The sequence below is a fragment of the Mesorhizobium kowhaii genome (assembly GCF_003253745.1).
GTDB classification, from domain to species: Bacteria; Pseudomonadota; Alphaproteobacteria; order Rhizobiales; family Rhizobiaceae; genus Mesorhizobium; species Mesorhizobium kowhaii.
In genome coordinates this window covers 309,894-330,905 of sequence record NZ_MZXV01000076.1, presented here as the reverse complement: position 1 = coordinate 330,905, position 21,012 = coordinate 309,894, and the positions used below count along the sequence as shown (strand labels likewise).

The window sequence follows — 21,012 nt, the reverse complement described above, 5'->3', positions numbered from 1 at the left end:
GAGTGCGCCACGCACCCGCACCAAGCAATGACAGACGGGGAAGAGCATGCGTTCAGGGGCTTCAGCACCGCTCGCGCTGCCCAATACGGGGCACGGCATCCAGGCGTTCGCGCGGCGTCAGGTCGGGCGGCTGGTCGGTGCCGGACTGTTCGTGCTGGCCGCCTTCGGGGTCGCCAGCCTTGCCACCTGGAACGTCGCTGATCCGAGCTTCTCGCACGCCACGAACAACACCGTCACCAACGCCATGGGCTATGCCGGTGCGGTGTTCTCCGATCTGGCCATGCAGTTCTTCGGCCTCGCCGCCGTTGCCGCCCTGGTTCCAACTGTCATCTGGGGTTTTCTGCTGTTTTCCGCGCGCGGCGTCGACAGGCTGCCCAGGCGCGGGTTGTCCTGGTTCGGCTTCGGCCTGCTGGCCGCGGCCATGGCCGGCTGCGTGGTGCCGCCCAAGACCTGGCCGCTGCCCACCGGCCTCGGCGGCGTGTTCGGCGACATGGTGCTGAAAATCCCTGGCGTTGTCATCGGCGGCTATCCGACCGGGCTGTTCGCCAGCATCATCGCCATCTTGCTGGCCGCACCGGCGCTGTGGCTCTTTGCCCACGGTTCGGCGCTGATCGGACGCAAGAATGGCTTCGCCGTGATGGAGGACGAGCCTGCCGCCGATCCGCGTGACGACGACCTTTTGTTCGACAATGACGAGGATGAAGGCGACGAAGGCATTCTGGCGCTTGGCGCCATCACCCATTGGTGGCTGTCGCTGCGCGCCTGGATGCACCGCCGCGCCGTGCGCCGCAGGCAGGAGCGGGAGGAGTACGAACCGGAGATGGAGCCGCGCGCCAGTGCCTGGCGGCGGGCCGCCGAACGGGTCGAATCGGCCGAATTCGCCGAATCGCGGATGAGCCTGGATGGCCGCGCCCGCGTCGAGCCCGAATTCTTCGCCGCCATGGTCAATGACCGCAGCGTTTCGGTCGATCCGGATGATGACGATGTCTTCGACAATGGCAGCGAAGATGCCGATTTCGACGATGAGCCTGTCGTGCAACGCCGTCCGGCGCCGACGGCCAGGGTCCAGCAGTTCCGCTCCGATGCCGCCACGCGCGTCGAGGCGCCGGCGCCGCGTCCGGCTCCGGGTGCCCGCGTCCAGCGCGAGGCACAGACATCGCTGATCGGCTCGGAAAAATTCGAAATGCCGTCGCTGCATTTCCTGTCCGAACCGAAAAACGTGGTGCGCGACGCCAGCCTGTCCAAGGACGCACTGGAACAGAATGCCCGTCTGCTCGAGGGCGTGCTGGAGGATTTCGGCGTCAAGGGCGAGATCATCGCCGTCCGCCCCGGTCCGGTCGTCACGCTCTATGAGCTCGAACCGGCGCCCGGCATCAAATCGTCGCGCGTCATCGGCCTGTCCGACGACATCGCCCGTTCGATGAGCGCCATCGCCTGCCGCGTCGCCGTGGTGCCCGGCCGCAACGCCATCGGCATCGAGCTGCCGAACGCCAAGCGCGAAACCGTCTATCTCCGGGAGATCCTGGCCAGCCGTGACTTCGAAACGACGAAGGCCAAGCTGGCACTGGCGCTGGGCAAGACCATCAATGGCGAGGCGGTCATCGTCGACATCGCCAAGATGCCGCACGTGCTGGTCGCCGGCACCACCGGCTCGGGCAAATCGGTAGCCATCAACACCATGATCCTGTCGCTGCTCTACCGGCTGACGCCGCAGGATTGCCGGCTGATCATGATCGATCCGAAAATGCTGGAACTGTCGGTCTATGACGGCATTCCGCATCTGCTCACGCCGGTGGTCACCGATCCGAAGAAGGCGGTGGTGGCGCTGAAATGGACCGTGCGCGAGATGGAGGACCGCTACCGCAAGATGTCGAAGGTCGGCGTGCGCAACATCGACGGTTTCAATGCCCGTGTGCAGCAAGCCGACAAGAAGGGCGAAAAGATTTCGCGCACAGTGCAGACCGGCTTCGACCGCCAGACCGGCGAGGCGATCTACGAGACCGAGAATCTCGATCTCGAGCCGATGCCCTATATCGTCGTCATCATCGACGAGATGGCCGACCTGATGATGGTCGCCGGCAAGGACATCGAAGGTGCGGTGCAACGCCTGGCGCAGATGGCGCGTGCCGCCGGCATCCATGTCATCATGGCGACACAGCGCCCGTCGGTCGATGTCATCACCGGCACCATCAAGGCCAATTTCCCGACCCGCATCTCTTTCCAGGTGACGTCGAAGATCGACAGCCGCACCATTCTGGGCGAGCAGGGCGCCGAGCAGCTGCTCGGCATGGGCGACATGCTCTACATGGCCGGCGGCGGCCGTATCCAGCGCGTGCACGGCCCGTTCGTCGCCGATGAAGAGGTCGAGAAGATCGTCGCGCACCTGAAGCTGCAGGGCGTGCCGGAATATCTCGACGCCATCACCGAGGATGACGGCGAGGACGACGACGAGCCGTCTGGCAAGGGCGGTTCCGGCGGTGGTGGCGGCAACAGCAATTTCGAGGATTCCGACGATCCCTACGATCAGGCGGTTTCCGTGGTGCTGCGCGACGGCAAGGCTTCCACCAGCTACATCCAGCGCCGGCTGGGCATCGGCTACAACCGCGCCGCCTCGATCATCGAGAAGATGGAGAAGGAAGGGATCGTCGGCCCGGCCAACCATGCCGGCAAGCGTGAGATCCTGGTGCCGACCGAAGAGGACAAATTCTGACCGGAGACCCCTGTGACAGCTCCTGTCTGGCAACCTTGAGCCGTTCAAGGCGTTGAAGCGACTGAGGGTGCGGCCTGACCCGCCAAACTTCAGCCCAACTGGGGGTCCAAGCACTAGAGCAACTCAGGAATCAGATGAGAGTGACCGACATGAAAAACGATCCTTCAGCGCTCAGCAGTTTTGCTCCCACCCGGCGCCAGCTGCTCGGGCTTGGCCTCGCTTTTGCGGGGGCGACAGCCTTCAACGTGATGCCCGGCTTCCAGTTGCTGGCTTCGGCGCAAGCGGCCGTGCCGCCGGCCGCACAGAAGATCGCCGATCATTTTTCCTCGGTCAAATCGATGAGCGGCGAATTCGTGCAGTTCGGTCCCAAGGGCGAGCAGACCGGCGGCAAGTTCTTCCTCGAACGGCCGGGCAAGATCCGCTTCAACTATGACGGCGCGTCAAATTTCCGGGTGATTTCAGACGGCAAGTCGGTGGCCATCCTGAACAAGAGGCTGAACACGTCCGATCTCTATCCGCTGTCGAAGACGCCGCTGAAGCTGCTGCTCGACGACAGGATCGATCTCTCCGGCGACCGCGTCAAAAGCGTCAAGCAGGAAGATGACCTCACCACCATCCAGCTCGCCGACAAAACGGTGTTCGGCAATTCGAAGATCACGATGATGTTCGATCCCAAATCCTACGAATTGCGTCAGTGGACGATCACCGATGCGCAGGGCAAGGACACGACGGTGATGATCTTCAACGTCAAGGAAGGCGTCAGCTTCGCCGCCGACACCTTCGCCATCGACTACACCGCGAATCGCGAACTCAACACCAAGACGCGCTAGGTTCCTTCCCGACGTCGGCAGCGCCAAGGTCGACGATTAGTGCGAGGCTTGTCTTTGCGGCTTGCGGCTGGCAGTTTCCCGGACTGACTCCGTCAAAAGGCGTCTGCCCCGTCAGGGCCCGTCGGTTCTGGCTCGCCATACGCTGTCCTGGATTGCCAAATGCCCTTTTCCATCGCCACCTGGAACATCAATTCCGTTCGCCTGCGCATGCCGATCGTCGAACGCCTGCTTGTCGAGCATGCGCCTGACGTGCTCTGCCTGCAGGAGACGAAAGTTCCGGACGAGCTGTTTCCCGAAAAGGCGTTCCGCAAGCTCGGCTACGAGCACATCGCCTTCCACGGCCAGAAGGGCTACCACGGCGTCGCGACGGTGGCGCGGCGGCCGATCGAGGTGGTCGAGAAGCGCCGCTTCTGCGAAATCGAGGACAGCCGGCACCTGTCGGTGACGGTACGGGCCGGCGGCAAGGCGATCCTGCTGCACAATTTCTACGTTCCGGCGGGCGGCGACGAACCGGATCCTGTCATCAACAGGAAGTTCAAGCACAAGCTCGATTTCGTCGCCGAGATGAATGCCATCCGTGCCGAGCATGACGAGGTGTCGGGCTCTGTCCTGGTCGGCGACCTCAACATCGCCCCGCTCGAACACGACGTCTGGTCGCACAAGCAGTTGCTCAACGTCGTCAGCCACACGCCGGTCGAGACGGAAAATTTCGAGGCGATGCGGCTCGCCGGCAACTGGGTCGACCTGATGCGGCTCAATATTCCGCACGAGCAGAAGCTTTACACCTGGTGGAGCTATCGCGCGCAGGACTGGCAAGCCTCGGACCGTGGCCGGCGGCTCGATCATGTCTGGTCGTCGCCAAACCTGGTGCCGGACTTTGCCGGCTACGAGATCCTGCGCCTGGCGCGCGGCTGGGAGCGCCCGTCGGACCATGTGCCGGTCATCGCGCGCTTCGATCTCGATTAGGGTGTATTGAGATTCAGGTGATGCCGGCCTGCAAATGGCGACTTCCTGCGCTTCCGGTGCTCACGTACCAAAAAGTACGCTCCGTTCCGGTTCTCGGAAGCGGCCTAGTTTGGTCGCTTCGCGCCCGTCTTCGACTCCGGCTCGGCCTGACCTGAATCTCAAAACACCTTAGAGTGCGTCGCAGCCAGACGGGTTCAAACGACGGGCTTCAGGTCCTTGGCTTTGTGGGTGTCGTTGTCCAAAGACTGCTGCGTGGACAGGCATCCTGTCTTGTCCGTATCCCCGAGCAGATAGGGATGGTCGCGGCGGCGCGCGGCCAACATCCTGCGAGCCGCTTCGATGATTTTCGGCGCCGGGACATTGGCGACCAGCCCAGTTGGACTTGCATGGCGTGCCTCAATCATGTCGACGCTGTTCGAAAGCGGCCGCCAACGGCTCATGCTGGCACCGCCGCTGACGATAACCATCGGCGTCATCACCGTAGCCATCAGATGTGCCGTACCGCCTTCGGCGCCAATGTAAAGATCGGCAAACTCTCCGAGCGCCAGCAGAATATCGCTGACGGCGACATCCTCCACCGTGCCGGAATCGATAGACTGCAACTTCGGCACGCGCCGAACCAGTTCAGCGACGTCAGGGCCGTCGCCGGGCGTCTTCACATAGATAAGGTTTGCTCCGTCGGCGATCATGCTGTCGGATATTGCGACAACCTGATCCGTTGTCATTCGTTTGTCGCCGTCACCATGCGCCGCGATAACGATCAATGGGCCATGCTTGCCGTCCGCCAGCCGCCTGGCCACCGCGCGCGCGCCCGGGGTCGGCTCCAGCCGATGGTCAAAAGGCAGCCGTCTCCGCGCAAGACGCTCGACAAGGCGGTGGTAGCGCCAGGCATTGTGCTCGGGGCGAGCTTCGGGTTTTTGGCCGGGGGGCCAGGAGCGCGAAAGCCGGAAAGTTCGCTTCATAGGCAATCTCGCGCCCGAGCAGCGAGGCCCAGGTCTGAATCAGCCAGGGCGCCACCATACGAAAATCGACAATGGCTACCCGCTCCTTGCCCTTGCGGTGGCTGGCCACCAAACGCGCCAGCGGCGTGCGCACATTGATCGCATCGACCAGGTGGTCGACATGGCGATTGAGGACATGTTCAAGGGTCGATGATGCGGTGGTTCCGTAGACGATGAAACTATCGGGGAATGCCGTTCTGGCGGCCCGCAAAGCCGGGACCCGGACCAACCCGTCGCCAAACGCGTCATTCCGGGAATACAGGATGATCATCTCGTACCGAGCTGGCGACATGCCGCGCTCCCCCAGGGAGCTTGGTGGTGGCGGTGGCTGCTACGCCGCCCGCCTTTCGGGGTTCTGTAGGATTTCACCTCTTGCCTGTCAACGAAACCTCGCCCCTCGGGGCCGGGCAGCGGGATAACCAACGCGTCGCTGCAGCTCAGCCCTCGAAACGAGGCGCCAGTTCCTCGATGCGGCGGATCAATGCCTGGAATTCCTCGGAGATGCGCTGGTGCAGATTCACTGCGATTTCCGGATATTCTTCGAGGATGCGGCGGAACATCTTGCGGCTGAGCCGGATCACTTCCGAATCGATTTCGGCCGACGCGCTGGTCAGCCGGTTGCTGTCGGCGATCAACGCCAGTTCACTCAGGATCGTGCCGGGCCCCGCCGTGCCTATCGGGATGCGTTCGCCATTCTGCTCTCGATAGAGCACGATGCGCCCGCTGACCACGACATAGGCCGAATCGGCCTCGTCATCCTCGCGATAAAGCTTATGGTTGGCTTGCAGTATTGTGTTCTCGGCGCCGAAGGCGAGCAGACGCAACTGTTCCTGCGTGAAGCCCTCGAAGAGCCTCACGGCGGACAGGATGCGAATGTCGTCATCCAACGCCATCTAGCTGTGTCCCCGAACGGTCAGTCCAATCCCTCCACTGCGATACGATCCAGAACCCCCTCCAACAGGATCGTACCCGAATGCAGCCCCGCCCCGGCCGCTCATTGGATAATGAAATGTTTAAGGAACCAGCTTGTAGCCGCCGCTTTCTGTCACAAGAATTTCCGCATTGGAAGGATCGCGCTCGATCTTCTGGCGTAGCCGGTAGACGTGGGTTTCCAACGTGTGCGTGGTGACGCCGGAATTGTAGCCCCACACTTCCTCGAGCAGCACGTCGCGCGTCACCACCTTCTGGTCGGCGCGATAGAGATATTTGATGATCGAGGCCTCCTTCTCCGTCAGCCGCACCTTGCCGCCACGCGGGTCGATCAGCAGTTTCTGGCTGGGCTTGAAGGTGTAGGGCCCGACCGAGAAGGTGGCGTCCTCGCTCTGCTCATGCTGGCGCAATTGCGCACGGATGCGCGCCAGCAGCACAGCGAAGCGGAACGGCTTCGTCACATAGTCGTTGGCGCCGGCCTCGAGACCGAGGATCGTATCGGAATCGGTGTCGTGGCCGGTCAGCATGATGATGGGCGCCTTGTAGCCGCCCTTGCGCAGGATCTTCACCGCTTCGCGGCCATCCATGTCGGGCAGGCCGACATCCATGATGAGCAGATCGATGAGGCCTCCGCGCGCCGTGGCGACGCCTTTTGCCGCAGTCGATTCCTGCAGCACGTCGAATTCCTCGTAGAGGGACAATTGCTCGACCAGAGTGCCGCGCAGGTCGTCATCGTCGTCGACGATTAGAATGGTGCGTGAAGTCATGGATCAATCCGTTGTTTTGAAAAGAAAATTCAGTTGACCGCTGCCTGTTTATGCGGAAGCTGACCAGCACAACAGCCGATCACAGTGATTTGTTCCGTGGCACGATCATACAAGAAAAAACGCGATCGCAATGCAGCCGGCGCAATTTTGCGAAAAGGGCTGCGCGTGCTGACCGTGCGGGCGAGGCCCGGCAACCCGAGCCAGGGCCTGCTGCAGGCCGGCGGAACTGTGTTTGCCTGTGCTCTGGGACGGGGCGGCATCTCGGCCGGCAAGCGCGAAGGCGACGGCGCCACGCCGCTTGGCCACATGCGGATCCTGTCGGGCTATTTCCGGGGAGATCAGTTCTCCAGCGGCCGCAAGACGCGTTTGGCGATGGCGCCGATCGGGCCTGATCTGGGCTGGTGCGAAGTGCCTGACGACCGCAACTATAACAGGCCGGTCAAGATTCCCTACGGCGCCAGCCACGAACGCATGCGGCGCGACGACCGTCTCTACGACGCCTGCCTGGTGCTCGACTGGAACCTGGCGCCACGCCGGCGTGGGCGCGGCAGCGCCATCTTCTTCCACCTGGCGCGCCCCGGCTTCACGCCGACTCAAGGGTGCGTGGCGGTGACGGCGCGCACTATGGCGCGGCTGCTGCCGTTGCTGTCGGACAGGACGGTGATGAAGGTGGTGCGGTAAGTAAGGGAGTAGGGAGTAGGGAGTAGGGAGTAGGGATCAGCGTCGGCGCCGTAGCTTCCTATTACATACTGCCCTACTCCCCTATTCCCTTCCGGCCAGGCTTTTGCCAGCCGATGTCGAGAAGGCCTAACCGACCCATTTCCCTGTCCATGGCACGGGCGACGTCACGGCGCTCGGCGCCGATGTCGCGTAGCTGGCGATCGGGGAGGTCCTCGACGTTTTGGTGGGCGATATCGTGGCGGGCGAGGCGTATGGCGACCCTGGCATGGCGAAACCAGTCAAGCACCGCGCGTAGCCAGGCCGGCGTGGACGCTGGTGAGTTCAAAACGATGTGGGACATGGCGTGATCCGTTTCATCCGGATGTCAAATCCGGTTTGATGGTGTGTCGATGAATGCAGCATGCCGCATTGAAATTTAAATGAGAAACGAGTAGTTCTTTCAAGATCATCAAGTTTTATTTGAGGATGGTATGTCCCGCCTGCTGCCTGGAACGCGAGCGCTGAGGACGCTGGAAGCCGCCGCCCGGCACCTCAACTTCACTCGTGCCGCCGACGAGCTCGGCCTGACGCCGGCTGCGGTCAGCCATCAGATCAAGGAAATCGAGGATCAGCTGGGCATCGTGCTGTTCACGCGCACCAGCCGCACCATCCGGCTGACGGCGGCGGGCACGGTGCTGTTCGAGGCCTCGATCGATGCGCTCGACCTGCTTGGCCGGGCCGTCTCGCGTGCGCGCAAGCTGACGCGCGGCACGGCATTGCTGAAGGTAACGCTCGACGCCCAGTTCGCGTCAAAATGGCTGATGCGGCGCGTCGACGATTTTCGCAGGCGTCGGCCCAATATCGAACTCAGGTTCGACATCGCCTACGAAGTGCGGGATTTCGACCTCGACGACGTCGATGTCGGCATCCGGTTCGGCGTCGGGAAATACCCGGGCCTTCGCGCCCATCGCCTGTTCGACAACATCATCATTCCGGTGTGCAGCCCGGGCCTGCTGACGTCCGGTCCGCCGCTGCGCGAGCCGCGTGACCTCTTCAATCACACGCTTGCCCATATCGAATGGGCGCGACAAGGCGTGACATGGCCGAACTGGCGGATGTGGATGGCGGCGGCCGGCATCAACGATTTCGACGACAGCCGGACCATCGTGTTCAGAAACTCCACCGACGCTGTTCAGGCGGCGATCGAGGGCAATGCCGTCGCGCTCGCCGATTTCGCCATGGTGGCAAACGACCTTTCCGAAGGCAGGCTGGTGCAGCCTTTTGAACTCGGCCTGCGGGTGGGGGCCGAGTTCGCCTATTTCCTGGTCTATCCCGAGAGCACCGCCGACGATCCGCGTATCGTCGCTTTTCGCGAGTGGATTCTCGAGGAAGTCGCCAGGACGCAAACCACGGACAAAGGGCAGTAGGGCAGTAGGGCAGTAGGGCAGTAGGGCAGTAGGGCAGTAGGGCAGTAGGGCAGTAGGGCAGTAGGGATGGGCGTCGATGCTGCCTTCGGCCCCCATTCCCCTACTGCCTTACTGCCCTACTCCCTTTTGATCAGGTTGCCGCCGCGCCGAACCAGCCGATGACCACGCCGATGATCAGCAGCACGCCAAGCCAGTGGCCGCCGTCGATGAGGGTCAGGTCCCAGCCGAAATTCTGGTAACGATGGTTGGCCGAGAGCGTTGTGGCGACGAAGCCCAGCCAAAGCACGAAGCCGAAGACAAGTCCGGCGAGCAGTGTCGGCTCGCCGCCGGTCATCGCGCCGACGACCAGGGCCATTATGTAGGCCATGATCAGTTCGGCGATGAAGCTGATGACGAACGGCAGCGGCGATTTTTTCATGGTTGCGGGATCAAGCTTGGCGGCCTTCAGCCACGGCTTGCTCAGGCCCATATACCAGGCGGCGCCGAACAACCATGCCACGACGGCGGCGGCGATCACCGCCAGCCAGTTCACTGCTTCAAAATCCATGAGATCCCCCTCCGATACAGATCTGATGGAACGCCTGTTCGGCGATTGCGTCAAGCAAACCGCCAGACCGTGGTGCGCTTGACCAGTGAATCCTCCAGTGCCCGGGTGACGGCCACTTCATAGACCGCGAGCGGTTCCAGCCCCGCCTTCGGCATATACGACCGGCCGGGATCACCGACGAGGATCTCGGCGCCGCGCCCCTTCAGCGTTGCGAACCACGGCATCAGCCGGTCGGCGAAGGATCTGTCGTAGAAAACATCGCCGGCCAGGATCACGTTCCAGCCCGCATCGGTGCCGATGCAATCCGTGCCGAGGAAGTCGATCCCGACATCGTTGGCTTGCGCATTGAGGCGGATCGCGGTCACACAGAAAGGATCGATGTCGGTTGCGATCACCCTGGCCGCGCCGGCCTTGGCCGCGGCAATGGCGACAAGGCCGGAGCCGGAAGCGAAGTCGAGCACGCGCTTTCCCCGCACGGTGCCGGGATTGTCGATGATATAGCGGGCAAGGCCCTGACCGCCGGCCCAGGCAAAGGCCCAGAAGGGCGGCGGCAGGCCGATCTCGACCAGCTCATCCTCCGTCCGCTGCCACAAATCATGTGCTTCATCGGCAAGATGAAGCAGGATTTCCGGCACGTGCGGCGGCGCCATCAGCGCCGTGTTGTCGAGGATGAATTGCTTTGCGCTGTGTGGCGTGAGCGCCGTCACGGAGCTGGTGTCAGGCCGCCCATGCGGCAGACTTCCTTCCATTCGGCCGGCGTCACCGGCTGCACGGAAAGCCGCCCGAGCCGCACCAGCGCCATGTCGGCAAGCTTGGGATTGGCCTTGACCTCTTCCAGCGTCGGCGGGTTCGGCACATCCCCATAGGCACGGATGTCGACGCATTCCCAGCGTGGATCGTCCGTCGTGGTGTCGGGATGGGCAAGCGCGCAGACTTCGGCAATGCCGACCACGTTCAGCCCTTCGTTGGAATGGTAGAAGAAGCCGAGATCGCCGATCTGCATCGCCTTCATGTTGTTGCGCGCGGCATAGTTGCGCACGCCATCCCATTGCGTGCCGGCCTTGCCCTTCGCCTTCAGCGCCTCGAAGGAGAAGACCGAGGGTTCGGATTTGAACAGCCAGTAGTTCATTCTTGTGCTCCTCCTTGCGCTCGCTCGCCAGCGACCAGGATTAACTAGCCGCCGGCTTGTTGAACGTCCAGTTCCACTGGCGGATTTCGACGCTTTCGAACAGCCCGGCCTGGGCGTACGGGTCGGCGGCCGACAAGGCCTGTGCCCCCGCTAGGTCCGGTGCCTCGACAACGACGAGGCTGCCATTGGGCTTGCCTTCGGCGTCAAGGAACGGACCGGCGAAAGCCAGCTTCTTGTCGCCATTCAACCCTTCGAGAAAGGCGATATGCTCTGGCCGCGTGTCGAGGCGCACCTGCAGGCTTGCGGGCTTGTCCTTGCAAATCAAAGCAAACAGCATGGTCTTTCTCCTGGTCTTGGGATCAATGTTGTGGGGATCAATCGTTGGTTTCGGTCTTCAGCGGCCGGGTCATCAAGGCCGTCACAGCCTGCCGGATGGTGATGGTGCCGTCCAGTATCGCCGCGACGGCAGCGATGATCGGCGCATCGATGTTGCGCTCGGTGGCGATGCGGGCAGCGATCGCCGCCGTCGGCACGCCCTCGGCCAGCGGCAATCCGGCAAGCGGCTTGCCTTGCCCGAGCGCCAGCCCATAGGCGAAATTGCGCGACTGGGTCGACGAACAGGTGAGCAGCAGGTCGCCAAGGCCGGAAAGCCCCATCAGCGTTTCGGGCCTGGCGCCGAAGGCGGCACCGATGCGCCGCAGTTCGACAAAGCCGCGCGTCACCATGGCGGCCTGGGCACTGGCGCCGAGCCCGGCGCCGGTGACCGCGCCGGCGGCAATGGCGAAGACGTTCTTCAAGGCGCCGCCGATCTCGACGCCGATGAGGTCATCGCTCGAATAGCAGCGCAGATTCTCCGCCGAAAAGCGGGCGGCGAGGTCTGCGGCCAGGGCCTCGTCGCGGGCGGCGACCACCACGGCTGTCGGCAGGCCGCGGGCGACATCGGTGGCGAAGCTTGGACCCGACAAAGCGGCGACGGGGTTTTGCGGCAGGATCTCCTCGACGATCGCCGACAGCAAGGCGCCGGTGTCGCGCTCGATGCCCTTGGCGCAGAGAACAAGCGGAATGCCGGGTGGCATATGGCCTTTCGCGACCGCCAGCGTTGCCCGCAGCGATTGCGCCGGCGTCACCGCCAGCACGCAATCGGCGCCAGCGAGTGCCGCCTTGATGTCGCTCGTCGCCTCGATGCCGGGCGCGATGGCGATACCGGGCAGATAGCGCGGGTTCTGGCCTTGGCCGATCGAGGCGACGGTTTCCGGGTCGCGTGCGAACAGCCGCACCGAATGGCCGGCGCGTAGCATGGCCAGCGCCAGCGCCGTGCCCCAGGCGCCGCCGCCAAGCACGCTGACGCGCCAGCCGCTTTTGCCCGGGCCGTTCATGTTCCGGCCATTCATGCCTTGGCTCCGCGCCGGCCGGAGCCGACCATCGGCGTCGAGATGCTGTCCAGCGGCCAGCGCGAGCGCGGCACGAAATCGAAGCCGTTCTCTTGCGCCATGCCTTCGCGCAGCCGTTCGATGCCGGCCCAGGCGATCATCGCCGCATTGTCGGTGCAAAGTTTGAGCGGTGGCGCGACGAAGGTGAAACCGGCCTCGTCGCACTGCCGTTCCAGCGTCGCCTTGATGGTGCGGTTGGCGGCGACACCGCCGGCCACGACCAGCGCCGGATTTCTGGTGCCGGGAAATGTCTCGCGGAAGCGCGCCAGCGCACGCGCGACACGGTCGGCCAGCGCATCGGCCACCGCTGCCTGGAACGAGGCGCAGATGTCGGCGACATCCTGGTCGCTCAGCGGCGCAATGGCGGTTGCGGCCTGGCGCACGGCGGTCTTCAAACCGGAGAAGGAAAAATCGGGCTGGGCCGAGCCCTTCATCGGACGCGGAAAGGCAAAACGCGACGCATTGCCGGTTTGTGCCGCCTTCTCGACATTCGGTCCACCGGGATAGGGCAGGCCGAGCATCTTGGCGGTCTTGTCGAAGGCCTCGCCGAGCGCGTCGTCGATGGTGGTTGCCCAGCGCTGATAGTCGCCGACGCCGCGCACGGCCAGGATCTGCGTGTGGCCGCCGGAGACCAGCAGCAGCAGATAGGGAAAATCGAGCCCATCGGTCAGCCGGGCGGTCAGGGCATGGCCTTCGAGGTGGTTGATGGCGATCAGCGGCTTGTTTGCAGCCGCGGCGATCGCCTTGGCGGTCATCAGCCCGACAATCAGCCCGCCGACCAGGCCGGGGCCGGCGGTGGCGGCGATCGCATCGATATCGGCTAGTGCCACGCCCGAATCGGCAAGGGCTGCCTCGACGATGCCGTCCAGCGCCTCGACATGGGCACGCGCCGCGATCTCCGGCACAACGCCGCCGAATGCGGCATGCTCCTCGATCTGGCTGAGCACGATGTTGGACAGGATTCTTGGCGCGCCATCGCCGTCGACCGCCACGACGCTGGCGGCGGTCTCGTCACAACTCGTCTCAATGCCCAGAACGCGGATCAATTCGTCGCTGTCCCAATAGATTGTATGTCAGGACTTTCCGCTTTAGGAGAAAGCCCGGAAAAACCTCGCTGGCCGGGGGTTATCACGGACTGCATGCCATGCAAACAATCTTGAGAATCGGAACACGCGGCAGCCCGCTGGCGCTGGCACAGGCGCATGAAACGCAGGCGCGGCTGATGGCCGCGCTTGGGATGCCGGCGGTGGCGTTCGAGGTCGTCGTCATCTCGACCAGCGGCGATCGCATCCAGGACCGGCCGCTGTCGGAGGCTGGCGGCAAGGGCCTGTTCACCAAGGAGATCGAGGAGGCGCTGCTGGCGGGCCGGATCGACATCGCCGTGCATTCGTCGAAGGACATGCCGACGCAACTGCCCGACGGTCTGGAACTCAGCGCCTTCCTGCCGCGTGAGGACGCGCGCGATGCCTTTGTCGGCAAGGCGGCGAAGACGATCGCCGACCTGCCGCGCGGGGCGAAAATCGGCTCATCGTCGCTGCGGCGGCAGGCGCTGATCCGCCGAATGCGGCCGGATCTCGACGTGGTGATGTTCCGCGGCAATGTGCAGACGCGCCTGCGCAAGCTGGACGAAGGGGTCGCCGCCGGCACCATCCTTGCCTATGCCGGGCTGAAGCGGCTGGGACTCGAGCATGTCGTCACCGACCTGATCCCGCTCGACATCTTCCCGCCGGCGCCGGGACAAGGCGCGATCTGCATCGAGACCCGCATCGGCGATCGCGACGTCGAAAAAATGCTGGCCGCCATCCATGATGTGCCGACCGGGCAGGCGCTCGCCTGCGAGCGCGCCTTTCTGGCGGCGCTCGATGGCTCCTGCCGCACGCCGATCGCCGGTTACGCCTCGATCGAGGCCGGAAAGCTTTCCTTTGCCGGGTTGATCATCTCGCCTGACGGCACGCAGTCGCACACGGTCGAACTGCAGGGATCGGCGCAGGATGCTGCCCGCATCGGTCAGGAAGCGGCCCGGACGGTGCGGGCCAAGGCCGGCGAAAAGTTCTTCGACGGCTGGCTCTGAAATGCTTCGCGTCCTGGTGACGAGACCGGAACCGGGAGCCTCGCGCACGGCGCGGCAGCTTCAGGACACAGGGTTCCAGCCGATCCTTCTGCCCTTGACCGAAACGGCGGCTTTGCCGGTCGATGCCGGACTGCTTCCAGGCGATGCCGTCGCCGTGGCCGTCACCAGCGCCAATGCCGTGCGCCATGCTTCCAAGGAGCTCATCGCGGCGCTTGCCGCCTTGCCCTGCGATGCCGTGGGAACAAGGACGGCGGAAGCCGCGCGAAAAGCGGGGTTCTTGTCGGTCAGCGAAGGCCCAGGCAATGCCGAAGCGCTTGCCGACAGTCTTGCTGGTTATCTCTGGGGGAAGACCATTGTCTATCTCTGTGGACGCGTGCGCTTTCCGGTGTTCGAACAGAGGCTGAAGGCAGCCGGCGTCCAGGTCCACGCCGTCGAGACATATGACACGCTCACGGTGGGTTATTCTGATGAAGCCATCCTCGAGCGTCTGTCTGGCCAATCCGCCGATGCGGTGCTGCTTTACTCAGCCAAAGCCGCCGCCGCGGTGCAAGTCCTGACCAGGCGGCCCGCTTTGCAGGGACTCTTTGAAAGCACAAGGTTTTTCGCTCTTTCCGCGCGCATTGCGGCAGCGCTTGACGATACCACCGATGAAAGAATCCGCATTGCCGCGCAGCCCGATGAGGATACGCTGCTGGGGCTTTTGCGGGCGCGGCTCTGAGCCGCGTCATCACACCGCCCCTTTTCACCGCTTGGTGATGTGCTAGACCCTTTCTGAACCATCATGCGCCGCCAGGCGTTGAGACGAAGCGAATTGTGCGGAGCCCAGGCATGGTCAAGACGCCGAAGATGCGACACTCGAAAGGCCGCCGCGAGCCGGTGACCATAGATCTCGAGCCCGGCGCGGTCTCGCGCATCGCCGGCGAGGACGCCGCCAAGCCGCAGGCCGGCGCTGAAGCGGCACCTGAGGAGGCCGCCTCGCAAGCCGAGGTCCCCGAAGAACCGGTGCATGCCGACCAGACCGATCTCGAGCCGTGGGAGCATGCCGACGCCCAGGCCGAATCGGAGCAGTCAGCGGCGGCGGCCAAGGATGGCAGCGAAGCTGAATCTTTCTATCCCGGACCGTCCGATGCGCCAGCCAGCAAAACCAAAGCCTTCGACTACAATTTCGAGGATGCATCGGCCAAGCGCACCCAGGCCGACGACAGCAAGGCAAAAACCGAGACACGGGACGACAGAATGGCGCCAACACCTCCGGCCAAGCGTAGCGGCCTCAATGGCATCGCCGCCGGCATCATTGGCGGTGTCATCGCGCTGGTCGGCGCCGGTGGCCTGCAATTCGCCGGCCTGCTCGGCGCGCCAGGATCCGGTTCCGGCGTCTCGCTCGACGGCGTCAACAGCGAAATCGCCGCGCTGAAGAGCGAAATCGCCGGCTTGAAAGAAACGGGCGGCAACAGCGACGCGTCGGCCAAGGTCGATGCCCTGTCGTCGGCGCTGGATCAGGTCAAGACGGATGTCGCGGCGCTGAAATCGGCGGTCGAATCCGGTGGAGCGGGCGACAATGCCGGGCTCGCGGCGCTTGGCGACAAGGTCAAACAGATCGAAACGGCGGTCGCCGCCCTTGGCAAGGCTGGCGGCACGGCGCCGGTCGATCTCGGCCCGCTGAACGAAAAACTGGCTGGCCTCGACGCGCTGGTGAAGTCAGCCGGCGAGGCGACGACGGCGCAGGATGGCCGGCTCACCGCACTGGAGCAGTCGGTGTCGCAGCTTTCCGGCAAGGTCGAGGCGGCGGCAGGACAGCCGAAGATCGCGCTCGCTATCGCCGCGTCGGCGCTCAAGGCGGCGCTCGACCGCGGCGCGCCATTCTCGGCCGAACTCGAGACCTTTGCCGCGATTTCGCCGGATGCGCCGCAGCTTGCGACACTGCGCGCCTATGCCGAAAAAGGCGTGCCCACCCGTGCCGAGATCGCATCGCAAGCGGATGCCGCCGCCAACGCCATGGTCGCCGCGGCGACGCCTGTCGATGAGAATGCCGGCTTCCTGCAGAATCTTATGTCGAGCGCCGAATCGCTGGTCAAGGTCCGGCCGATCGGCGCCGTCGAAGGTGCCGGCGCGCCGGAAACCGTCGCGCGCATCGAGGTGGCGGTCAACCAGGGCGACTATGCCAAGGCGCTCAGCGAGTATGACACGCTGCCCGAAGCCGTGAAGGCGGCCGGCGCCGACTTTGCCGGCAAACTGAAAGCACGCATCGAGGTCGAAACACAGGTCGACGCGCTGATCTCCGGCGCGATGAAGGCATGAGGGCAACACCATGATCCGCCTGCTGGCCTTCCTCATCGTCGTTTTCGCGCTCGGGCTGGGTTTCGCCTGGCTGGCCGACCGGCCGGGCGACATGGTCGTCACCGTCAGCGGCTACCAGTACCAGGTCAGCCTGATGGTGGCGGCAGTGGCCGTTGTTGCCGTCGTTGCCGCGGTGATGATCTTCTGGTGGCTGCTCAAGTCGCTGTGGAACAGCCCCTACACCATTTCGCGCTATTTCCGCGTGCGCCGCCGCGACCGTGGCTATCAGGCACTGTCGACCGGCATGATCGCCGCCGGCGCCGGTGACGGAGCACTGGCCCGCAAGAAAACCAAGGAAGCGGCAAAGCTGATCCGCTCCGACCAGGAGCCGCTGATCCATCTGCTCGAGGCGCAGGCGTCGCTGCTCGAAGGCGATCATGAAGGCGCGCGGCAGAAGTTCGAGAGCATGCTCGACGACCCCGAAATGCGGCTGCTCGGCCTGCGCGGGCTCTATCTCGAAGCCGAACGGCTCGGCGACCGCAACGCCGCCAGACATTACGCCGGCCGTGCCGCCGTGATGGCGCCGCAACTGGCCTGGGCGGCCGAATCGACGCTGGAAGAATTGACCGCGCGCGGCGACTGGGACGGTGCCTTGAAACTCGTCGACGCGCAGAAGTCGACACGGCAGATCGAACGCGATGCCGCCAACCGCCGTCGCGCCGTATTGTTGACGGCCAAGGCGCAGGCACTTGCCGACAGCGATCCGACTGCCGCCAGAACCGCGGCGATCGAGGCCAACCGGCTGCGGCCGGACTTCGCGCCGGCCGCTGTTGCTGCTGCTGCTGCGCTGTTCAAGCAGAACGATGTGCGCAAGGGCTCGAAAATCCTCGAGGCGGCATGGAAGGCCGAGCCGCATCCGGAGATTGCCGAGCTCTACACCCATGCACGGCCGGGCGACGCCGTGCTCGACCGCCTCAACCGGGCGAAGAAGCTGCAGGAGATGAAGAAGAACCACGCCGAGTCGTCGATGACGGTGGCGCGCGCCGCACTTGACGCGCTGGATTTTTCGACCGCCCGCCGCGAGGCCGAGGCCGCGATCCGGATGGACCGCCGCGAGGGCGCCTATCTGCTTTTGGCCGATATCGAGGAGGCCGATACCGGCGACCAGGGCAAGGTGCGGCAGCTGCTGTCGAGGGCGGTGCGGGCGCCGCGCGATCCGGCCTGGGTCGCCGATGGTGTCGTTTCCGAGCGCTGGGCGCCGGTATCGCCGGTCACCGGCCGGCTCGACGCCTTCGAGTGGCGTGCGCCGATGGAGCGGCTCGGCCAGCTGATCGATAGCCATGACGACGCACCGGCCTCGGCCGTGCCGGTCATCGAAGCGCTGGCAAAGCCGGTGAGCGAAAGGCCTGTCGAGGTGATCGATGACGCTGGCCCAGGCGCGCCCGCAGGCAAGGATGCCGAGACCCACGAGGATGATGTCCGGCCGATCACGGCAGCCGCCTTCGCTGAGGTGCCGACCAACGCGGAAGCCGTCGAGCCGGCCGAGGAGCTTGCGCGGCTGCCGGACGATCCCGGCGTCGATCCGGACGAGGAAGCGGAAAAATCGCCGCGCCGGTTCCGGCTGTTTTGAATTGGGCCGGCCGCCAGGCCCCTCTAGCTCAAGCAGATAGAGCATGATGTCGTCCGAAAACCGCTTCACACTTTTCGGCATCATGCTCTAAGGAATGGATTTATGTTTGAACGCGTTCTGTCATTTCTCAGGGATTTGCCGGCCGGCGTCGGCACGCATGCCAGCACCGATGATCCGCGCGTTGCGGCTTCGGCGCTCCTCTATCACGTCATGAATGCCGATGGTGTGCGCCAGGATGTCGAGTGGGAGCGGTTCAAGGCGGTGCTGGCCGAGAGCTACTCGATCAGCGGCGCCGAGCTCGAAGCCCTCGCCGCTGCCGGCGAGCGGGCCGACAATGAAGCGATCGATCTCTATGCCTTCACCAGTGTCTTGAAGCGCCACCTCGATGCCGATGCGCGCAAGGCCTTCATCGGCCTGATGTGGGAGATCGTCTATGCCGATGGCGAGCTGCACGAGCTGGAGGACAACACGGTCTGGCGCGTCGCCGAGTTGATCGGCGTCGAACGCCGCGACCGCGTCGAGGCGCGCCGCAAGGCGGCGGCGAAAGCACCGGGCGCCACCGGAACATCGAGCGACGAATAGACGGGATTTCGCCTGCCCATGCCGCGCCAAACGAGCTCGAAGCCAAAGATCCTGATCGTGCTGCATCAGGAGAATTCGAGCCCCGGACGCGTCGGCCACATGCTCCTGGAAGAGGGCTTCGAGCTCGATATCCGTCGTCCGCCGCTCGGCGATACCTTGCCGGAAACGCTGGACGGCCACGCCGGCACGGTGGTGTTTGGCGGGCCGATGAGCGCCAATGACGAGGACGAATTCGTTCGTCGCGAGACCGCCTGGCTGGAAATACCGCTCAGGGAGAACCGGCCGTTCCTCGGCATCTGCCTCGGTGCGCAGATGCTGGCCAACCATCTCGGCGGCAAGGTCGAGGGTCACGACGATGGGCTGGTCGAGATCGGCTGGTATCCGCTGAAGGCGACCGAAGCCGGCAAGAACCTGATGCACTGGCCTGAAATGGTCTACCAGTTCCACCGCGAGGGCTTTTCGCTGCCCAGGGACGCGACGCTGCTGGCAACGGCCGAGACCTACCCCAACCAGGCCTTTCGCTATGGCGACAATGCCTGGGGCATCCAGTTCCATGGCGAGCTGACCAGGGCGATGATGCAGCGCTGGGTGGTGCGCGGCGCGCATCGCTTCGAGTTACCCGGAGCGCAGCCCGGCCGCGATCATCTCGGCGGCCGGCTGATCTGGGACATGCATCTCAAGCGCTGGCTGGACGAATTCCTACGCATGATCTTCGGCAAGCCGGCGGTGCGATAGGGCTACGACGGCGCGCGTCAGTTTCGCCCGTTGAGGTGGCGCACCTTGCGCAGTTGCGGGAACAGTACCATCCACAGCCCGGCGACGGCGATGGCGCCGATGCCACCGACCACGACGGCCGGCACTGTGCCGATCAACGCCGCCATCGTGCCGGCGCGGAATTCGCCGACCTCGTTGGAGGCGCCTACGAAGACCTGGTTGACGGCGTTGACACGGCCACGCACATGGTCGGGTGTCCACAGCTGGATCAAGGTTTCCCTGATGTAGACGCTGAACATGTCGGTGGCGCCGAGGAAGGCAAGGGCGACGATCGACAGCCAGGTGATCGTCGACAGGCCGAACAGCACAGTGAAGGCACCGAACGAAGCAGCGGAGGCTAGCATGATCATGCCCGCGTGGTTGCGGAGCGGATGCCCGGCCAGCCAGATCGCGACGCAAATGGCGCCGACGCTGGGCGCCGAGCGCAGCAGGCCGAGGCCCCAGGGGCCAAGTTGGAGGATGTCGCGCGCGTAGATCGGCAGCAGCGCCGAGGCGCCCGACAATAGCACGGCGAACAGATCGAGCGAGATGGCGCCCAGCACGATCTTCTCGCCCCAGATATAGCTGAACCCACCGAACAGATTCTGCAGCGTCGGCTTTTCGGTCTCGATGCGTTGCGAAGGCTTCGGGATGGTGAAGATCAGCAGCCCGGAGGCCAGCATCAGGACGGCAGCGGTGCCATAGGCGACTTCCGCCGACACGCCATAGAGCAGGCCGCCGGCGACAGGGCCAACAATGGTCGCGGTCTGCCAGGCCGACGAATTCCAGGCGATGGCGTTGGCGAAATCCTCAGGCGGCACCAGGTTGGCGAACAGCGAGGCCGAGGCCGGGCCGAAGAAGGCACGGGCGACGCCGAACATGGCGAGCACGGCAAAGATCGGCAGCGGTCCGCTGATGCCGTGCAGCGTCAGAAACAGCAGCGTCAGCGCGCAGATCGCCTCCACCACCACCGCCAGCGCCATGATCAGGCGGCGGCCGAAGCGGTCGGCGACGACGCCGGTGACCAGCACCAGCAACAGCGACGGCAGGAACTGGACGATGCCGACCAGGCCGAGATCAAGCGGGTCCCGGGTCAGGTCATACATCTGCCAGCCGACCGCGACGGACACGATCATGGTGGCGAATGTGGTGAGAAAACGCGCCGCCCAATAGCTCAGGAAGGAGCGGTGGCGGAACGCGGCATAGCGCTGGTCCGGCGAAATATTGGATTGGGATGTCATGGATATGGCCCCGTTGTAGTAGCATCGGCCGGCGGGGCACTTCCCGGATGGGCGCTGTTCC

The 21,012-nt window shown here is 64.4% G+C and carries 23 protein-coding genes; 11 read left to right on the top strand and 12 right to left on the bottom strand.

Translation table 11 applies throughout. The features are described 5' to 3' along the window. The first annotated feature begins 46 nt into the window (after positions 1-46). The 3 genes from B5V02_RS35110 (at position 47) to B5V02_RS35100 (ending at position 4,506) form a co-directional block, all read left to right on the top strand. Entirely contained in the window at positions 47-2,710 is a 2,664-nt protein-coding gene (locus tag B5V02_RS35110) for a DNA translocase FtsK (protein ID WP_111548517.1), read from the top strand. Between the two features lie 149 nt (positions 2,711-2,859). After that, complete coding sequence (locus B5V02_RS35105) at positions 2,860-3,540, top strand: outer membrane lipoprotein carrier protein LolA (RefSeq protein WP_111548516.1); 681 nt, start codon at positions 2,860-2,862, stop codon at positions 3,538-3,540. A 159-nt stretch (positions 3,541-3,699) separates the two neighbouring features. After that, a complete protein-coding gene (locus B5V02_RS35100; protein WP_111548515.1) occupies positions 3,700-4,506 on the top strand; it encodes an exodeoxyribonuclease III in 807 nt (268 codons plus the stop codon). A 194-nt stretch (positions 4,507-4,700) separates the two neighbouring features. On the opposite strand, the gene B5V02_RS40935 is transcribed toward B5V02_RS35100, so the two are convergent. The 4 genes from B5V02_RS40935 to B5V02_RS35085 all read right to left on the bottom strand — a co-directional run bounded on the left by B5V02_RS40935 (position 4,701) and on the right by B5V02_RS35085 (position 7,204). After that, positions 4,701-5,306 carry a glycosyltransferase family 9 protein gene (locus B5V02_RS40935; RefSeq protein ID WP_167458793.1) on the bottom strand — a complete coding sequence of 202 codons (606 nt, stop codon included), beginning with the start codon at positions 5,304-5,306 and terminating at the stop codon, positions 4,701-4,703. A gap of 34 nt (positions 5,307-5,340) precedes the next feature. After that, positions 5,341-5,799: a hypothetical protein gene (locus B5V02_RS40930; RefSeq protein ID WP_208647183.1), complete on the bottom strand. Its 459-nt coding sequence runs from the start codon at positions 5,797-5,799 to the stop codon at positions 5,341-5,343. 145 nt (positions 5,800-5,944) lie between these two features. Then, a complete protein-coding gene (locus B5V02_RS35090) occupies positions 5,945-6,400 on the bottom strand; it encodes a Crp/Fnr family transcriptional regulator (protein ID WP_111548514.1) in 456 nt (151 codons plus the stop codon). Between the two features lie 120 nt (positions 6,401-6,520). Beyond that, positions 6,521-7,204 carry a response regulator transcription factor gene (locus tag B5V02_RS35085; protein ID WP_023760937.1) on the bottom strand — a complete coding sequence of 228 codons (684 nt, stop codon included), beginning with the start codon at positions 7,202-7,204 and terminating at the stop codon, positions 6,521-6,523. Positions 7,205-7,348: 144 nt separating this feature from the next. Here B5V02_RS35085 and B5V02_RS35080 point away from each other — a divergent pair, with 144 nt between their 5' ends. Further along, a complete protein-coding gene (locus tag B5V02_RS35080) occupies positions 7,349-7,885 on the top strand; it encodes a L,D-transpeptidase family protein (protein WP_208647188.1) in 537 nt (178 codons plus the stop codon). Positions 7,886-7,958: 73 nt separating this feature from the next. Here the strand turns inward: B5V02_RS35080 and B5V02_RS35075 are convergent, their stop codons facing one another. After that, positions 7,959-8,225 carry a hypothetical protein gene (locus B5V02_RS35075; protein ID WP_111548512.1) on the bottom strand — a complete coding sequence of 89 codons (267 nt, stop codon included), beginning with the start codon at positions 8,223-8,225 and terminating at the stop codon, positions 7,959-7,961. A 130-nt stretch (positions 8,226-8,355) separates the two neighbouring features. On the opposite strand from B5V02_RS35075, the gene gcvA reads away from it, so the two are divergent. Further along, the gene (gcvA, locus tag B5V02_RS35070) at positions 8,356-9,291 is read left to right on the top strand and encodes a transcriptional regulator GcvA (protein WP_111548511.1); all 936 of its coding nucleotides are present in this window, start codon (positions 8,356-8,358) and stop codon (positions 9,289-9,291) included. Positions 9,292-9,421: 130 nt separating this feature from the next. Here the strand turns inward: gcvA and B5V02_RS35065 are convergent, their stop codons facing one another. The 6 genes from B5V02_RS35065 to tsaD are packed head-to-tail and all read right to left on the bottom strand — an operon-like array spanning position 9,422 to position 13,440. Continuing rightward, a complete protein-coding gene (locus tag B5V02_RS35065) occupies positions 9,422-9,838 on the bottom strand; it encodes a DUF1761 domain-containing protein (protein ID WP_111548510.1) in 417 nt (138 codons plus the stop codon). Between the two features lie 50 nt (positions 9,839-9,888). Then, positions 9,889-10,488, bottom strand: a complete 600-nt coding sequence (locus B5V02_RS35060) for a class I SAM-dependent methyltransferase (RefSeq protein WP_208647187.1) — start codon at positions 10,486-10,488, stop codon at positions 9,889-9,891. A 53-nt stretch (positions 10,489-10,541) separates the two neighbouring features. Next, positions 10,542-10,967, bottom strand: coding sequence for an EVE domain-containing protein (locus B5V02_RS35055; RefSeq protein WP_111548508.1), 426 nt, complete (start codon positions 10,965-10,967; stop codon positions 10,542-10,544). Between the two features lie 40 nt (positions 10,968-11,007). Continuing rightward, positions 11,008-11,304 carry a YciI-like protein gene (locus tag B5V02_RS35050; RefSeq protein WP_111548507.1) on the bottom strand — a complete coding sequence of 99 codons (297 nt, stop codon included), beginning with the start codon at positions 11,302-11,304 and terminating at the stop codon, positions 11,008-11,010. Positions 11,305-11,341: 37 nt separating this feature from the next. Continuing rightward, the gene (locus B5V02_RS35045) at positions 11,342-12,358 is read right to left on the bottom strand and encodes an NAD(P)H-dependent glycerol-3-phosphate dehydrogenase (protein ID WP_111548506.1); all 1,017 of its coding nucleotides are present in this window, start codon (positions 12,356-12,358) and stop codon (positions 11,342-11,344) included. Next, positions 12,355-13,440 carry a tRNA (adenosine(37)-N6)-threonylcarbamoyltransferase complex transferase subunit TsaD gene (tsaD, locus tag B5V02_RS35040; protein WP_208647186.1) on the bottom strand — a complete coding sequence of 362 codons (1,086 nt, stop codon included), beginning with the start codon at positions 13,438-13,440 and terminating at the stop codon, positions 12,355-12,357. Before tsaD ends, B5V02_RS35045 begins: the two co-directional genes overlap by 4 nt. A 101-nt stretch (positions 13,441-13,541) precedes the next feature. On the opposite strand from tsaD, the gene hemC reads away from it, so the two are divergent. The 6 genes from hemC to B5V02_RS35010 all read left to right on the top strand — a co-directional run bounded on the left by hemC (position 13,542) and on the right by B5V02_RS35010 (position 19,692). After that, positions 13,542-14,468 (top strand): hydroxymethylbilane synthase, encoded by a 927-nt coding sequence (gene hemC / locus B5V02_RS35035; protein WP_111548504.1) that lies wholly within the window; start codon positions 13,542-13,544, stop codon positions 14,466-14,468. A gap of 1 nt (position 14,469) precedes the next feature. Then, positions 14,470-15,186 carry a uroporphyrinogen-III synthase gene (locus B5V02_RS35030; protein ID WP_111548503.1) on the top strand — a complete coding sequence of 239 codons (717 nt, stop codon included), beginning with the start codon at positions 14,470-14,472 and terminating at the stop codon, positions 15,184-15,186. 110 nt (positions 15,187-15,296) lie between these two features. Then, positions 15,297-16,766, top strand: coding sequence for a COG4223 family protein (locus B5V02_RS35025; RefSeq protein WP_111548502.1), 1,470 nt, complete (start codon positions 15,297-15,299; stop codon positions 16,764-16,766). Positions 16,767-16,776: 10 nt separating this feature from the next. Further along, a complete protein-coding gene (locus B5V02_RS35020; RefSeq protein WP_111548501.1) occupies positions 16,777-18,375 on the top strand; it encodes a heme biosynthesis protein HemY in 1,599 nt (532 codons plus the stop codon). A 102-nt stretch (positions 18,376-18,477) separates the two neighbouring features. Next, complete coding sequence (locus B5V02_RS35015) at positions 18,478-18,957, top strand: tellurite resistance TerB family protein (protein WP_111548500.1); 480 nt, start codon at positions 18,478-18,480, stop codon at positions 18,955-18,957. An 18-nt stretch (positions 18,958-18,975) separates the two neighbouring features. After that, positions 18,976-19,692, top strand: a complete 717-nt coding sequence (locus B5V02_RS35010) for a glutamine amidotransferase (protein ID WP_111548499.1) — start codon at positions 18,976-18,978, stop codon at positions 19,690-19,692. 17 nt (positions 19,693-19,709) lie between these two features. On the opposite strand, the gene B5V02_RS35005 is transcribed toward B5V02_RS35010, so the two are convergent. After that, positions 19,710-20,951: an MFS transporter gene (locus B5V02_RS35005; protein ID WP_111548498.1), complete on the bottom strand. Its 1,242-nt coding sequence runs from the start codon at positions 20,949-20,951 to the stop codon at positions 19,710-19,712. Positions 20,952-21,012: the final 61 nt, after the last annotated feature.

Coding starts and splice junctions, on each gene's coding strand:
- B5V02_RS35110 (WP_111548517.1), top strand. CDS start 47: ATGCGTTCAGGGGCTTCAGCACCGCTCGCGCTGCCCAATACGGGGCAC.
- B5V02_RS35105 (WP_111548516.1), top strand. CDS start 2,860: ATGAAAAACGATCCTTCAGCGCTCAGCAGTTTTGCTCCCACCCGGCGC.
- B5V02_RS35100 (WP_111548515.1), top strand. CDS start 3,700: ATGCCCTTTTCCATCGCCACCTGGAACATCAATTCCGTTCGCCTGCGC.
- B5V02_RS40930 (WP_208647183.1), bottom strand. CDS start 5,799: ATGTCGCCAGCTCGGTACGAGATGATCATCCTGTATTCCCGGAATGAC.
- B5V02_RS35090 (WP_111548514.1), bottom strand. CDS start 6,400: ATGGCGTTGGATGACGACATTCGCATCCTGTCCGCCGTGAGGCTCTTC.
- B5V02_RS35085 (WP_023760937.1), bottom strand. CDS start 7,204: ATGACTTCACGCACCATTCTAATCGTCGACGACGATGACGACCTGCGC.
- B5V02_RS35075 (WP_111548512.1), bottom strand. CDS start 8,225: ATGTCCCACATCGTTTTGAACTCACCAGCGTCCACGCCGGCCTGGCTA.
- gcvA (WP_111548511.1), top strand. CDS start 8,356: ATGTCCCGCCTGCTGCCTGGAACGCGAGCGCTGAGGACGCTGGAAGCC.
- B5V02_RS35065 (WP_111548510.1), bottom strand. CDS start 9,838: ATGGATTTTGAAGCAGTGAACTGGCTGGCGGTGATCGCCGCCGCCGTC.
- B5V02_RS35060 (WP_208647187.1), bottom strand. CDS start 10,488: ATGGCGCCGCCGCACGTGCCGGAAATCCTGCTTCATCTTGCCGATGAA.
- B5V02_RS35055 (WP_111548508.1), bottom strand. CDS start 10,967: ATGAACTACTGGCTGTTCAAATCCGAACCCTCGGTCTTCTCCTTCGAG.
- B5V02_RS35050 (WP_111548507.1), bottom strand. CDS start 11,304: ATGCTGTTTGCTTTGATTTGCAAGGACAAGCCCGCAAGCCTGCAGGTG.
- B5V02_RS35045 (WP_111548506.1), bottom strand. CDS start 12,358: ATGAATGGCCGGAACATGAACGGCCCGGGCAAAAGCGGCTGGCGCGTC.
- hemC (WP_111548504.1), top strand. CDS start 13,542: ATGCAAACAATCTTGAGAATCGGAACACGCGGCAGCCCGCTGGCGCTG.
- B5V02_RS35030 (WP_111548503.1), top strand. CDS start 14,470: ATGCTTCGCGTCCTGGTGACGAGACCGGAACCGGGAGCCTCGCGCACG.
- B5V02_RS35025 (WP_111548502.1), top strand. CDS start 15,297: ATGGTCAAGACGCCGAAGATGCGACACTCGAAAGGCCGCCGCGAGCCG.
- B5V02_RS35020 (WP_111548501.1), top strand. CDS start 16,777: ATGATCCGCCTGCTGGCCTTCCTCATCGTCGTTTTCGCGCTCGGGCTG.
- B5V02_RS35015 (WP_111548500.1), top strand. CDS start 18,478: ATGTTTGAACGCGTTCTGTCATTTCTCAGGGATTTGCCGGCCGGCGTC.
- B5V02_RS35010 (WP_111548499.1), top strand. CDS start 18,976: ATGCCGCGCCAAACGAGCTCGAAGCCAAAGATCCTGATCGTGCTGCAT.
- B5V02_RS35005 (WP_111548498.1), bottom strand. CDS start 20,951: ATGACATCCCAATCCAATATTTCGCCGGACCAGCGCTATGCCGCGTTC.